Annotated in this window: 14 protein-coding genes; 7 read left to right on the top strand and 7 right to left on the bottom strand. The window is 66.3% G+C overall.

The window, feature by feature from the left end; translation table 11 throughout:
- Positions 1–498: 498 nt before the first annotated feature.
- Positions 499–1,284 carry a DUF3750 domain-containing protein gene (locus AC5JDC_RS04520; RefSeq protein ID WP_495839494.1) on the bottom strand — a complete coding sequence of 262 codons (786 nt, stop codon included), beginning with the start codon at positions 1,282–1,284 and terminating at the stop codon, positions 499–501.
- 80 nt (positions 1,285–1,364) lie between these two features.
- Here AC5JDC_RS04520 and AC5JDC_RS04515 point away from each other — a divergent pair, with 80 nt between their 5' ends.
- On the top strand, positions 1,365–2,375 hold the full coding sequence (locus tag AC5JDC_RS04515) for an asparaginase (protein WP_495839492.1): 1,011 nt from the start codon (positions 1,365–1,367) through the stop codon (positions 2,373–2,375).
- Positions 2,376–2,379: 4 nt separating this feature from the next.
- Here AC5JDC_RS04515 and AC5JDC_RS04510 read toward each other — a convergent pair whose 3' ends face one another.
- Positions 2,380–3,759: a TIGR03808 family TAT-translocated repetitive protein gene (locus AC5JDC_RS04510; RefSeq protein ID WP_495839490.1), complete on the bottom strand. Its 1,380-nt coding sequence runs from the start codon at positions 3,757–3,759 to the stop codon at positions 2,380–2,382.
- Between the two features lie 106 nt (positions 3,760–3,865).
- On the opposite strand from AC5JDC_RS04510, the gene greA reads away from it, so the two are divergent.
- Positions 3,866–4,336: a transcription elongation factor GreA gene (gene greA / locus AC5JDC_RS04505; protein WP_495839488.1), complete on the top strand. Its 471-nt coding sequence runs from the start codon at positions 3,866–3,868 to the stop codon at positions 4,334–4,336.
- A 10-nt stretch (positions 4,337–4,346) separates the two neighbouring features.
- Here the strand turns inward: greA and AC5JDC_RS04500 are convergent, their stop codons facing one another.
- The gene (locus AC5JDC_RS04500; protein WP_495839486.1) at positions 4,347–4,733 is read right to left on the bottom strand and encodes a type II toxin-antitoxin system death-on-curing family toxin; all 387 of its coding nucleotides are present in this window, start codon (positions 4,731–4,733) and stop codon (positions 4,347–4,349) included.
- Complete coding sequence (locus AC5JDC_RS04495; RefSeq protein ID WP_106774828.1) at positions 4,730–4,960, bottom strand: AbrB/MazE/SpoVT family DNA-binding domain-containing protein; 231 nt, start codon at positions 4,958–4,960, stop codon at positions 4,730–4,732. The genes AC5JDC_RS04500 and AC5JDC_RS04495 overlap by 4 nt, the downstream gene beginning before the upstream one ends.
- 179 nt (positions 4,961–5,139) lie before the next feature.
- Here AC5JDC_RS04495 and AC5JDC_RS04490 point away from each other — a divergent pair, with 179 nt between their 5' ends.
- Genes AC5JDC_RS04490 through AC5JDC_RS04475 form a run of 4 tightly spaced genes read left to right on the top strand, consistent with a single transcriptional unit; the run spans position 5,140 to position 6,810 of the window.
- On the top strand, positions 5,140–5,463 hold the full coding sequence (locus tag AC5JDC_RS04490) for an ArsR/SmtB family transcription factor (protein WP_495839483.1): 324 nt from the start codon (positions 5,140–5,142) through the stop codon (positions 5,461–5,463).
- Positions 5,460–5,864 carry an SRPBCC family protein gene (locus AC5JDC_RS04485; RefSeq protein ID WP_495839481.1) on the top strand — a complete coding sequence of 135 codons (405 nt, stop codon included), beginning with the start codon at positions 5,460–5,462 and terminating at the stop codon, positions 5,862–5,864. Before AC5JDC_RS04490 ends, AC5JDC_RS04485 begins: the two co-directional genes overlap by 4 nt.
- A 39-nt stretch (positions 5,865–5,903) precedes the next feature.
- Positions 5,904–6,269: a DoxX family protein gene (locus AC5JDC_RS04480; RefSeq protein WP_495839479.1), complete on the top strand. Its 366-nt coding sequence runs from the start codon at positions 5,904–5,906 to the stop codon at positions 6,267–6,269.
- A 13-nt stretch (positions 6,270–6,282) separates the two neighbouring features.
- Positions 6,283–6,810, top strand: a complete 528-nt coding sequence (locus AC5JDC_RS04475) for a DUF1801 domain-containing protein (RefSeq protein ID WP_495839477.1) — start codon at positions 6,283–6,285, stop codon at positions 6,808–6,810.
- Between the two features lie 13 nt (positions 6,811–6,823).
- On the opposite strand, the gene AC5JDC_RS04470 is transcribed toward AC5JDC_RS04475, so the two are convergent.
- Entirely contained in the window at positions 6,824–7,711 is an 888-nt protein-coding gene (locus AC5JDC_RS04470) for an arginase family protein (protein WP_495839476.1), read from the bottom strand.
- Between the two features lie 126 nt (positions 7,712–7,837).
- Here AC5JDC_RS04470 and AC5JDC_RS04465 point away from each other — a divergent pair, with 126 nt between their 5' ends.
- Positions 7,838–8,299 (top strand): DUF1801 domain-containing protein, encoded by a 462-nt coding sequence (locus tag AC5JDC_RS04465; protein ID WP_495839474.1) that lies wholly within the window; start codon positions 7,838–7,840, stop codon positions 8,297–8,299.
- Between the two features lie 118 nt (positions 8,300–8,417).
- On the opposite strand, the gene scpA is transcribed toward AC5JDC_RS04465, so the two are convergent.
- Together scpA and AC5JDC_RS04455 are read right to left on the bottom strand one after the other, a co-directional pair.
- On the bottom strand, positions 8,418–10,538 hold the full coding sequence (gene scpA / locus AC5JDC_RS04460; RefSeq protein ID WP_495839472.1) for a methylmalonyl-CoA mutase: 2,121 nt from the start codon (positions 10,536–10,538) through the stop codon (positions 8,418–8,420).
- Entirely contained in the window at positions 10,535–11,977 is a 1,443-nt protein-coding gene (locus tag AC5JDC_RS04455) for a methylmalonyl-CoA mutase family protein (protein ID WP_495839470.1), read from the bottom strand. The genes scpA and AC5JDC_RS04455 overlap by 4 nt, the downstream gene beginning before the upstream one ends.
- Positions 11,978–12,018 lie beyond the last annotated feature (41 nt).

Raw genomic sequence — 12,018 nt, 5'->3', positions numbered from 1 at the left:
AATCCGCAGCCGAGAATATTTTCCGGCCTGTTCAGTTGCTTACAGCCGTGGCCGCGAAAATCCCGGCCTTTTTATCCCCCACATCTCCGCCTCCCTTATCCTTGCCGGCAGTTCCTCCCGCGGGAACGCCGGTCGCGACGGTGGTTTGGTGGGGAGGGACCGGCGCCTCCGGTGCGGGAAGACGTAGCCCGCGCCCGGGGAGGCCCGTCCGAAGGTTCCTCCTCCGCAACTATGTGCGGGGCGCACTGGACGAGTGCTGCGGCATGGCCAGCCGAGGCGACGCAAGAAGCCGGAGCCGGAGCTATAGCGAAGCGGAACGGGATAGGGCCCGAAATCGCCGGCGGGGCGCGAAGGCCGCGCCATATATTTACTAAAGAGGCTCGGCCCAGCGCCCCGCTTCCCGACTTTTCCCTCCGAGGCAGGGAGCGCTCTTTGAACAATGGCCAGACTGCGAAGGCAGGGCGTGGCGAGGATGGAGGCTGGATGCGTGAGACAGTATCATTCGGCTGTGTCGCCGTGGCCGCCCGTGGCCGCCTGTGCCACGCCCGAAAGCGACACCGTCCCGAAGGCCGGTATCTTCAGCCCCGGTTCGGTGATGTCCACTCCCGCGACCAGGCCGAGGAAATGCATCTCCAGCCCGCTGGTGATGCCTGCGGAAAAGCCGAGATAGCCGCCGAGCGTCGCGTGCAGATCGCGGGTTCCCGGCAACCAGGCGACCGACGCGAATCCCGGCGCGAAATCGCGGCCGGTAGCGTTGGACGGCATTTTCGCGCCGAGCTCGGGCACGGCGGCAAGGACGTGGGCGACGAAGCTGTTGGAGTTCGGGCCGGGCCAGATTCGATAGTCTCCGGGTCTGCCATAGGGATAGGCGGCAATCGCCGCCTCGACCTTGGGGATCAGCCGCTCGGCCTCGCCGCCGGAAATCTTGCGCACGACGGTGGGCAGGTTCGAATACCAGCGCGCATCGGCGGGGTAGCCGTTGCGGCGCACCGGCGAGCCCCAGCCGACCTTGTCGTAGCGCTGGTAGGAGGATGCCCCGGCCGCCTTGGTGACGATCCAGCTATGGACGGAAAGCGCGCCCTTCAGCCCGCCGGTGCGCGCCGCCATGACGTAGATGGCGGCTTCCGGGTCGTCTTGCGGCTCGGCCAGCAGGCCGGAGGACGACCAGTCGGCGTCGCGCCACGAACTGGGATGCTCGCCCAATTGCCACCAGGCGATCGCCGCCAGAGCCGGTGCCACGAAGACGACGAGCAGGAACAGAAACAGGCGCTTGACCAGCCGCATCTGGCGGAACCTCGACATTTGGGGCAAGGATGGACAGGGCGCCCGCCCGCCGAAATGAGACGATCGAAGATGGTGAAATCGTGACCGATCCGGTGCTGGTCGAGGTGCTGCGCGGCGGCCATGTCGAGAGCGCGCATCGCGGCGCCGTCGCAGTGGTCGATGCCGACGGCAGGACGGTGCTGGAGATCGGCGACGTCGGCCAGCCGGTGTTTCCGCGCTCGGCGGTGAAGGCGATCCAGGCGTTGCCGCTGGTGGAAAGCGGCGCTGCCGACGCCTGCGGCTTCGGCGACCGGGAGCTGGCGCTGGCCTGCGCCTCGCATGGCGGCGAGCCCGCCCATGTCGAACTGGCCGCGGCCATGCTCGCCAGCGCCGGTCTCGACGAGGCGGACCTGGAGTGCGGCGTCCACTGGCCGAGCCATTTCGAGTCGAGCCTCGCTTTGGCACGCTCGGGTGGCGAGCCCGGCGGTCTGCACAACAACTGCTCCGGCAAGCATGCCGGCTTCCTCTGCACCTGCCGCCATCTCGGCGTCGACCATCGCGGCTATGTGGCGGCCGGCCACCGCTCGCAGCAGATGGTGCGCGAGGCGATGCAGGCGGTGACCGGTGCCGGGCATGGCGAGGAGAACGGCGCCACCGACGGCTGCTCCATTCCGACCTATGCCGTGCCGCTGAAAAGCCTGGCGCTCGGCTTCGCCCGTATGGCGACAGGGCAGGGGCTTGCGCCGGCACGCGCCCAGGCGGCGAAGCGGCTGCTGGCTGCCTGCATGGCCGAACCGTTCTTCGTCGCCGGGACCGGCCGCGCCGACACCAGGCTGATGCAGGCGGCGCCCGGAAAAATCTTCGTCAAGGTCGGCGCCGAAGGTGTCTTCTGCGCCGCCCTGCCGGAACTCGGCTGCGGCATCGCCCTGAAATGCCTCGACGGCGGCGAGCGCGGCGCCGCCGCCATGATCGCCGCGGTGCTGGCCCGGCTGCTCGGCGGCCATGACGCCGATCTTGCCGGAAGGCTGATGGCGATGGCGCACCCGCCGGTGCTGAGCCGCAAGGGCGCGACGGTGGGCCTGGTCCGCCCAGCCGCGGCGCTGACGGGGTAGCCCGTCAGCTCACGTGGTTGCGTTCGACGGTGAGATGGCCGTAGCCGCTGCCCGTCTCGGCCATGTCGCCGGTGACCGCCTCGCTCCAGCGGAAGCCGACCACCGCGCCGGCGGGTGCGGCTTCGACGACGTTGTCGGCGATGACCGCCGGCCCGCAACCCTCGACCACGCTGACGGCGATGCCGGTATGGCTGTTGCGGATGACGTTGCTGGTCGCCGAGACGTTGCGCATATAGGGCCCCCAGCCGATCTTGATGCCGTAGAGCGGAGCCTCCTCGATCACATTGCCGGTGACGGTGGTGTCGGCCTCCACCGTGATGCCTACCCCGAAGCCGGGCGGGTCGGCGGGGTAGGGGCCGGCGGTGACGAGATTGCGCACGATGTTGCCGCTGACGATCGCCAGACGGCCGCCCTCGTTATAGTTCACGACGGAGATGCCGTTTGCCGCGCCGTTGACGACATTGCCGCCGATCACCGCGCCCTCGAAGGCGAATTCGGCATAGATGGCGGTCTCGCCGCTGCGCACGCACGTATTGTTGGCGATCTGGATGTCACCGCTGCTGTTGGCGCGGATGGCGGAAAAGGCGCAGTCCACGATCGAATTGTTGGCGATCATGACATGGTCGGCACGGAAGGCGTTGATGCCGTTGCCATAGGGCCCGGTGCCGCCCCTGCGCGCAGCGATGCGCTCGACGCGATTGTTCGTCACCATGGTGAAATCGTCGGCCGCCTGCCAGCGATGGACCAGGATACCGCCATTGGCGCAGTCGGTGACGCTGTTGCCGGCGATCGACAGCCGTCCGGCCTCGACCGAATAGATACCGGATTCCCCGGCTCCCGAGATGGTCGTCCGCTCGATGCGGCCGGACACGCCTTCGAGTGCCAGGCCGTTGCTGCCGCTGCCGAGGATCTGGCAATCGTCGACGACGAGATGACTGATGCGGCGCAGATCGACGAGACCATGCGCGTACTCGCCGATCCAGCGGTTGGCGCCGTCGAGCACGAGGCCGGACAGTTCGATGTGGTCGCCGTGCTCGGCCATGAGCAGATGGCCGTCGCCGCCATAGAGGATGCGGGTGGCGCCAGACACGCCGGTGAGCTGCACGCGGCGCGGCAAGGTGATGTTGGAGACGACATAGGTGCCGGGCGGCAGGAAGATCGGGGCGTCGCTGGTTTCCGCCTTCCGCAGGAGCTTCGCGAAAGCCTTGCTCTGGTCGTCCAGGGCACCCGGCGCGATACCGGACTCGGCGGCGTTGATGGCGCCGCGCAGGTGCGCCGTCTCGATCCCTGCCGGCGGGCGCTGCACCGCCGCCGCCGGCAGCGACAGCGCCGCGGGGGCCGCAAGCCCGGCCGAGCCCGCCAGAAAGTGGCGTCTGTTCAACATCGGCACACCCTGTCTGCCTTTTGGGTGGGAGGAGCACGAAACGTGCCACCGGCCGGTCGTCCTCGAATGGCTTGCCGGCTACCGGCCGAAGGCATAGATTTGGTCGATGAGCAGGGCGTTCACACGCGAAGACGACAACGAGGCCATCGCCGACATCGGCGAGCGGCCGGTGAGTCAGCACCGCAACCTCGTCACCGAGAAAGGCCTGGCGCACATCGAGAAGGAACTTGCCCGCCTGAGGGAAGAGCTCGGCGAGGCCGAGCGCTCGTCCAACCGCGAGCGCATTGCGCTGGTGTCGCGCGACCTGCGCTATTGGACGTCCCGCCGCGAGACGGCGGAGGTTTCCGTGCCCGAGCCAGGGTCCGATGTGGTGCGTTTCGGCATGACGGTGACGCTGCTCGGAGAGGACGGCAAGCGGCACACCTGGAGGATCGTCGGCGAGGACGAGGCCGACGCCGCGCAGGGATCGATCAGCCACGTCTCGCCGATGGCCCGGGCGCTGTTCGGCAAGGGTGTCGGCGACGAGGCGAGCGTCAACGGCAAGGAATTCGAGATCGTCGGGATGAAGGCAGGCTGAGACGGCAGCCTCAGCCTTCAAGCGCAACCGTGTGATCCCTGAAGAAGGCAGCGGCGCCGTCCTCGTCGATTTCGCCGGCGGCGACCATCAGGACGAAGTGGATAAGGTCTTCATCTCCGGCCTGCAGCTCAAGTCCGTTGAAGAAGAGAAACGTATCGGCTGCCGCCAACGCGGTACGCTTGTTGCCGTCCACGAACGGGTGGTTCTTGGCGATGCCGAAAAGATAGGCGGCGGCCAGTTCGCACAAGTCGGAGTCGCCATAGGCCTGTTTTTGCAGCGGCCGATTGAGCGCAGAATCCAGCATGCCTTCGTCGCGCACGCCGGCAGCTCCGCCATGCAGGCGCAACTGCTCGGCATGCAGGGCGAGAATGAAGTCGAGCGAATGGAACTCGGTCATTTCGCCAGCGCGCGATAGACCTTTTCGTATTTCTTCATGCGATCGCGTGCGACCGCCATCTTGCGCTCGAATTCCTCCGCCGAATCCTCGACGCGGCGCAGGCGAAGCTCATCGCCCTCCTGCACGATCAGGACATTGTCACCGGCCTGCAGGTTGAGTTTTGTGAGCAGTTCCTTCGGCAGGATCACGCCCTCGGAATTGCCGATCTTGCGGATGACGGTGTTCATGGGGACCTCCATGTTATAACGGCATGTATAACATGGAGCGGGGCCTGTTGCAACGGATGTGACAACGGTCACGCCAAGCCAGCCGGTAATCGGTGGCGGCTTCCCAATGCCGGTTGACGATCCATATCCCGGCGGTTATTGATCAATCCCATAGCCCAAAAGTTATCAATCAAGGAAAAATGCCGGACGCGCAGGACATGCTGTTCAGAACGCTCGCCGATCCGACGCGGCGGGCCATTTTCGAGCGCCTGTGCCGCGAAGGCGAGCAGACGGTCGGCGCGCTGACGGCGCGGGCCGGTGTCTCGCAGCCGGCCGTCTCGAAACATCTCGGCGTGCTGAAGCAGGCCGGGCTGGTGCGCGACCGCCACAATGGCCGCCAGACCCACTACAGCGCGCAGGCGGGTGCGCTCGCCCCGCTGACCGATTGGGCGAACGAGATGACCGGCTTCTGGCAGAGCAAGTTCGACCAGCTCGAAAACCTGCTCGACAGGATGGACCAATGAAGCAATCAGAACCGCGCTCCGTCGTCATCGAGCGGGAAATCCCGCATCCGCCGCAAAGGATCTGGCGCGCACTGACGCAGTCGCACCTGATCGAGGAGTGGCTGATGAAGACCGATTTCAGGCCGGAGGAGGGCAGCCGTTTCAATCTCAGCGCCGCCTGGGGCGCCGTGGACGGCGAAGTTCTGGCGGTCGAGCCGAACAGGACGCTATCCTATACCTGGGACACCAAGGACCTCAGGAGCGTCATCACCTGGACGCTTACACCGACGCCCACGGGCACGGTTCTGCGCATGGAGCAGTCGGGTTTTCGGCCGGACCAGCAGTCCTACTACCGCGGCGCGATCGCCGGATGGCAGCGCTTCTTCGCCAATCTGGAGCAGGTGCTGGAGCGGCTGGACTGAACGTAAGCCGCGGCACTTCATCGCGAGCCGGGAGGTAACATGAATATTCTCTTGTGGGTTCTTCAAATCCTGCTCGCCCTGCATACCGTGACGGGCGCGGTCTGGAAGTTCTCCAATTCCGCGCAGACCGTGCCTTCCTTGAGCGCGATCCCGCACGGTGCTTGGCTGACGATGAGCGTCCTTGAGCTCATCTGCGCCCTGGGCCTGATTCTCCCGGCATTCTACAAACCCTTGGCCATGCTGGTTCCGATCGCGGCGGCGCTGATAGCCGCGGAGATGCTGCTGTTTTGCGCCTTGCACATCTATTCCGGCGACCCGAATTTCGGTCCTATGATCTATTGGCTGGTTGTGGCTGCCCTATGTGCCTTCATCGCCTATGGCAGGCTCGTCCTGAAACCTCTTTGAGAGGCAGCCGACCATGACCCGCAAGACCGATCCCACGACGCCCAAGCGCCCGTCGCGCGCCGTTGGCAAGAAACCGGCTCCGGAAAAGCCGAAGGCGCCGGGCAAGCCTTCCGCGGCTGCCGCGGGCAAGACGGCGGGCGCCCAGCCGGTGCTGCTTTCGGGCGGCAATCCGCAGATCCCGAAAGGTTATGGCGATGCGCCCGTGCGGGCCTACATCGCCGCCATGCCGGGCTGGAAAAGCGAGGTCGGGCGCCGCCTCGATGCGATCATCGAGCGCACGGTTCCCAATGTGCGCAAGGCGGTGAAATGGAATTCGCCCTTCTACGGCGTCGAGGACGATCTCTGGTTCGCCAGCTTCCACGTCTTCGCCAAATACGTGAAGGTGACGTTCTTCCGTGGCACGTCGCTGGATCCCGTGCCGCCCGGCGCGTCAAAGCATCCGGAGGTGCGCTATCTCGACATTCATGAGGACCAGCTCGACGAGTCCCAATTCGCCGACTGGGTGAGGCAGGCGAGCGAGTTGCCCGGCGAAAAACTGTGAGATGGTTTCCGAGCTAGCCAAGGGCGTCCGCAAGCACCTCATTAAAGCGCGCGAACGCAGCGGCCTCTTCCGGCGCATGGTCCGGATTGACCTCGGTGATCGTCAAACAGCGCCATTGCGGCAAGGCGGCCAGCCGCTTCAGGACGAAGCCGGCTTGTTCCAGACTGAGACCGTCGCAACGGCGCACATTTTCCGCGATCGGAAAGTCGACGAAGGCGAGGACATCGACGTCGAAGTGAACGAGCACGCAGTCGAAATGTGCCGCCCATCCGGCAGCGCGCGCTACCGCCGCCTCGATGTCGCCGACAGCTTCATGGCGCGATATGAGCTCGATTGCGTGTTCCTTGATCGCTGCAGCCTCCGGCGGCGTGATGTTCTCGACGCCGAAATAGAGGATCTGCGCGGGCGCGAGCATCGGACCAATGCCGCCGAGACCGGCAAGCGAAGCCTCGCATCCGGGAAGGTCGAGCATGTGGGCGACGCCGGTCCAGTCCAGGGCGCCGTCGCTGGTGCCGGGCGTGTTGAGATCGGCGTCGAAGTCGATGTAGACGAGCCCGATCCGGACGCCGGCCGCGCGCGCACCGGCGACCGTTCCCAACTCCACGGTGCAATCGCCTCCAAGGACGAGCACGTCCTCCCGAGCAGCCATCGTCGCCGTCACACGGTTTGCAACCGCTTGGCAAGCGTGGCGCACTGCCTCCAGGTTCATGGCGTTCGGCCGCGAAAAATCCGGCCGCCATCGGAACGAGGCCACGTCGCCATGGTCCCGGATGGTTCTGCCCCGGCTTGCCAGCGACGCCGCCAGCCCGTGCCGCCGGAAGGCCGCGGGGGCTCGTTCCTGGCCCGGCGCATAGGCGCCGGCGCTGGTGGCGGCGCCGATGATGTTCAGCAAACGCGCCAAGCAGACGCTCCATTTCGAACGATCCCTGCTACAAACGCCTCAAGCGAGAGGAAGGTTTCGTCCGCGACGTCGAGAAGCCGTCGCGACGGCAGGCGCTGGAATGCACGAAGAGCCGGAGTTTGTACGATGAAGAACGCGGCAACGACCATGACGGCGGACGCCTCGAAGGTCGCGGAAGGCGGAGCCTCGCCCGCCCAGCTGATCGATGCGCGCATCGAGCAGCTGGGCGATTGGCGAGGCAAGACGCTCGCCCGGGTGCGGACGCTGATCAAGCAGGCGGACCCCGAAATGGTCGAGGAGGTGAAGTGGCGAAAGCCGTCAAACTTGCTGGGCGTTCCGGTGTGGGAGCACGATGGCATCGTCTGCACCGGCGAGACCTACAAGGACAAGGTGAAACTGACTTTCGCCCATGGTGCGGCGCTGGACGATCCTGCAGGCCTCTTCAATTCCAGCCTCGAAGGCAACACCCGCCGCGCCATCGATCTTCATGACGGTGAAAGCATCAACGAAGAGGCTTTCAAGGCACTCGTTCGCGCTGCCGTGGCGCTGAACAGCAGCCGCTCCGGGAAGAAGCCGAAGAGCGGTTGAGCGAGCCGGCAGGGGAAGTGAAGCGGACGGGCGGCTGAGCCGTCGACGCGACAATGCATGCGCGCGCAACGCTACGAGACGGCAGGCACGGTGGTCGACGGTGCCCGCCGTGTTCGGCTCAGTTCGCCAGTCTGTCGAGCAGGCGCTCCGCGGCCTCCGGGATCACCGTTCCCGGCGGAAAGATTTCCGTGGCGCCGGCCTGGCGGACGGCATCGAAGTCCTGAGGCGGGATGACGCCGCCGGCGACGATGAGGATGTCGTCGCGGCCGAGCTTTTTCAGCGCCGCCTTGAGCTCGGGGATGAGGGTGAGGTGGCCGGCGGCGAGCGACGAGGCGCCGACGATATGCACGTCGTGCTCGGCGGCCAGTTTTGCGATCTCTTCGGGCGTCTGGAACATCGAGCCGACGGTGACGTCGAAGCCGAGATCGGCGAAGGCGGTGGCGATCACCTTCTGGCCGCGGTCGTGCCCGTCCTGGCCCATCTTGGCGACGAGGATGCGCGGTCTGGCGCCGGTGGCCTTCTCGAAGGCCAAAACCTTTTCCTGGACGCGGTCGACGACGGCATTCTCGCCGATCGCCTCGCGGTAGACGCCGGCGATGGTCCGCACCTCCGCGACATGGCGGCCGAACGCCTTTTCCAGCGCCAGCGAAACCTCTCCGACCGTCGCTTTCGCCCGAGCCGCCTTGATGGCGAAGTCGAGCAGGTTGCCGTTTTCGCGCGCTGCGGCGGTGAGCTGGTCGAGCGCGGTCTCGACGGCGGCGACGTCGCGCGTGCCCTTGAGCTGCTGCAGTTTCGACAATTGCCGCGCCCGCACCTCGGCATTGTCGATCTTGAGCACGTTGACCGCGATATCCTTCTCGGGGCGGAAGGCATTGACGCCGACCAGAAGCTGCTCGCCGGAATCGATGCGCGCCTGCGTGCGGGCCGCCGCCTCCTCGATGCGCAGTTTGGGGATGCCCTTTTCCACGGCCGCCGCCATGCCGCCGAGGGATTCCACCTCGGCGATGTGCGCGAGCGCCTTGTTGGCGAGATCATGCGTCAGCCGTTCGACGAAGGCCGAGCCGCCCCACGGGTCGATGAAGCGGGTGGTACCGGATTCCTTCTGCAGGATGAGCTGTGTGTTGCGGGCGATGCGCGCCGAATGGTCGGTCGGCAGGGCCAGCGCCTCGTCGAAGGAGTTGGTGTGCAGCGACTGGGTGTGGCCCTGCGTCGCCGCCATCGCCTCGATCATGGTGCGCATGATGTTGTTGTAGGGGTCCTGCGCCGTCAGCGACCAGCCCGAGGTCTGGCAGTGGGTGCGCAGGGACAGGGAGCGCTGGTCTTTTGGAGCGAAATTCTTCTGCATCAGCGCCGCCCAGATCAGCCGCGCCGCCCGCATCTTGGCGATTTCCATGAAAAAATTCATGCCGATCGCCCAGAAGAAGGACAGGCGCGGCGCGAATTTGTCAATGTCGAGCCCGGCGGCGACGCCGGCGCGCGCATATTCGATGCCGTCGGCGATGGTGTAGGCGAGCTCCAGGTCGGCGGTCGCCCCGGCCTCTTGCATGTGGTAGCCGGAGATCGAGATGGAGTTGAACTTCGGCATGTTGGCCGAGGTGTAGGAAAAAATGTCCGACACGATCCGCATCGAGGGTTTCGGCGGATAGATGTAGGTGTTGCGGACCATGAACTCCTTCAGAATGTCGTTCTGGATGGTGCCGGCAAGATCCTTCTGGGCGACGCCCTGTTCCTCGGCCGCCACGATGTAGAGCGCCATGACCGGCAGCACCGCGCCGTTCATGGTCATCGACACGGTCATCTCGCCAAGCGGGATCTGGTCGAAGAGCTGGCGCATGTCGAGGATGGAATCGATCGCGACCCCCGCCATGCCGACATCGCCGGCGACGCGCGGATGGTCGCTGTCGTAGCCGCGATGGGTGGCGAGATCGAAGGCAACCGACAGGCCTTTCTGGCCGGCGGCGAGATTGCGGCGGTAGAAGGCGTTGGACTCCTCGGCCGTCGAGAAGCCGGCATATTGGCGGATCGTCCAGGGCTGCTGGACGTACATGGTCGGGTAGGGGCCGCGGATGAACGGGGCGATGCCCGGGAACGTGTCGAGCGTCTCGAGGTCGGCGAGGTCGGTTTCGCCGTAGAAGCGCTTGATCGCCAGGCCTTCCGGCGTTTCCCAGAGCGCTCTGTCGCGGACGGGGGCGAGGGTAGCCGGCCGCTGCCAGCCGATGCTCGAAAAGTCGGGTATCATGCCTTTGCGCCGATCAGCTCGTCGATGCGGGCCGATTCCAGCCTCGGGCAGAATACCGTGCCGTCGGTCGGCAGCGGCCGCCGGTCGGCGGAAAGCGTCTCGATCGGCAGCTCGATCTTTATCGGGAACAGCGTCGTGCCTACAATGCCGCGTTTTCCGGACCTGTAGTCGGCGGCGCGGCGGTCCCGCGCTTCCATGACACGCGTCTGGAGCTGACCGGCCGCCAGGCTACGCAGCAGGCCGCCTTCCTTTTCGATGCGCTGGAATTCCGTCCAGCCCGCTTCGGCAAGCGCCTCGGTCAAGGCCTCCACGCTGCCCGAGCCGGCGACCGGATCGGCGACGAAGTCGACATGGCTTTCGGCGGCGAGCACCAGTTGCGTGTTGCGCGCGACCCGCCGTGCGAAGGCCTCCGGCAATCCATGCGCGATGGTGTGGGGCAGCACCGAGATCGAATCGGCGCCACCGACACCGGCGGCGAAGGCGGCCAGCGTCGAGCGCAGGATGTTGGTCTCGGGGTCGAGCGCCGTCGCCATGCGATAGGAGGTTTCGGCATGGATCACCGCCCGCGACGGCTTGATCGATACCACTTCCTGTGCGCGCTGCCACAGCAGTCGCAATGCCCGGATCTTGGCGATCGACAGGAACTGGTCCTGGTCGACGCAAAGCGCGAAGCCGATATAGGGCGCCGCGTAGACCAGCGCCTGGCGGGCGTCTTGGAACAGCCTGAGATGAGCGACGGCGCCGGCGAGCATGGCGCCGAGTTCCTGCGCTTCGGTTGCGCCTGCGTTGTGATAGACGCGGCCATCGGCCTCGAGCAGGATGCCGGGCACGCCCATGGCGAAGAAATGCGCCAGCGACTGCGGCATTGAAGCCTGCAGCGCCTCGATCGACATGCGCAGCCGGCCGGTGCCGGCGAAGGTGGCGGCCGAATCGATGCCGAAGGAGATGCCGAGCTTCGCCGGATCGGCGCGGCGCCTGGTCAGGAAGGCGACGAGGCGGTCGGCCATGGCGCGGCTCGACGGATGCGCGTCGATCCTGAGATGCACTTTGTCGAGCTGCACGCCGTCGAGCACCCGCTCCAGCGTGTCGGCCTCGTCCGGAAGGCCATAGCCGAAGGCGTTGGGCGCGCCCTCGAAGACCAGGGCGAGGCCGGTCGCGCCGTTGCCGATGTCCTCCAGCGCCTGGCGGTTGGCGCGCTTCGGATCGGTATCGTCGCAGCGCTGCACGATGAGCCAGGGCGAGGCGGGCTTGCGGCGCGACAGCGGCACAGCGTCGCCGCGCCGCGCCGCCAGCGGGTCGAGCGCGATGCCGTCGTCGCTGCGCCCCACCATCACGTCATCGAAGGCGGCGCCTGCAAGCGCCTTTTCCACCAGTGCCAGCCATCGCGTCCGGTCGGCCTCCGGGAAGGCGGATTCGCTGATCAGTCGATCGACGTCCATCTTCGTTACTCCTCCACTCGGGACACGGGCGAAGCGGGTAT

Source organism: Kumtagia sp. (assembly GCF_059502445.1).
This window is presented reverse-complemented; position numbering and strand designations above follow the sequence as displayed.

Coding starts and splice junctions, on each gene's coding strand:
- AC5JDC_RS04455 (WP_495839470.1), bottom strand. CDS start 11,977: ATGGACGTCGATCGACTGATCAGCGAATCCGCCTTCCCGGAGGCCGAC.
- AC5JDC_RS04465 (WP_495839474.1), top strand. CDS start 7,838: ATGAAGAACGCGGCAACGACCATGACGGCGGACGCCTCGAAGGTCGCG.
- AC5JDC_RS04500 (WP_495839486.1), bottom strand. CDS start 4,733: ATGACCGAGTTCCATTCGCTCGACTTCATTCTCGCCCTGCATGCCGAG.
- AC5JDC_RS04485 (WP_495839481.1), top strand. CDS start 5,460: ATGAAGCAATCAGAACCGCGCTCCGTCGTCATCGAGCGGGAAATCCCG.
- AC5JDC_RS04475 (WP_495839477.1), top strand. CDS start 6,283: ATGACCCGCAAGACCGATCCCACGACGCCCAAGCGCCCGTCGCGCGCC.
- AC5JDC_RS04490 (WP_495839483.1), top strand. CDS start 5,140: ATGCCGGACGCGCAGGACATGCTGTTCAGAACGCTCGCCGATCCGACG.
- AC5JDC_RS04520 (WP_495839494.1), bottom strand. CDS start 1,284: ATGCGGCTGGTCAAGCGCCTGTTTCTGTTCCTGCTCGTCGTCTTCGTG.
- AC5JDC_RS04480 (WP_495839479.1), top strand. CDS start 5,904: ATGAATATTCTCTTGTGGGTTCTTCAAATCCTGCTCGCCCTGCATACC.
- greA (WP_495839488.1), top strand. CDS start 3,866: ATGAGCAGGGCGTTCACACGCGAAGACGACAACGAGGCCATCGCCGAC.
- AC5JDC_RS04495 (WP_106774828.1), bottom strand. CDS start 4,960: ATGAACACCGTCATCCGCAAGATCGGCAATTCCGAGGGCGTGATCCTG.
- AC5JDC_RS04510 (WP_495839490.1), bottom strand. CDS start 3,759: ATGTTGAACAGACGCCACTTTCTGGCGGGCTCGGCCGGGCTTGCGGCC.
- scpA (WP_495839472.1), bottom strand. CDS start 10,538: ATGATACCCGACTTTTCGAGCATCGGCTGGCAGCGGCCGGCTACCCTC.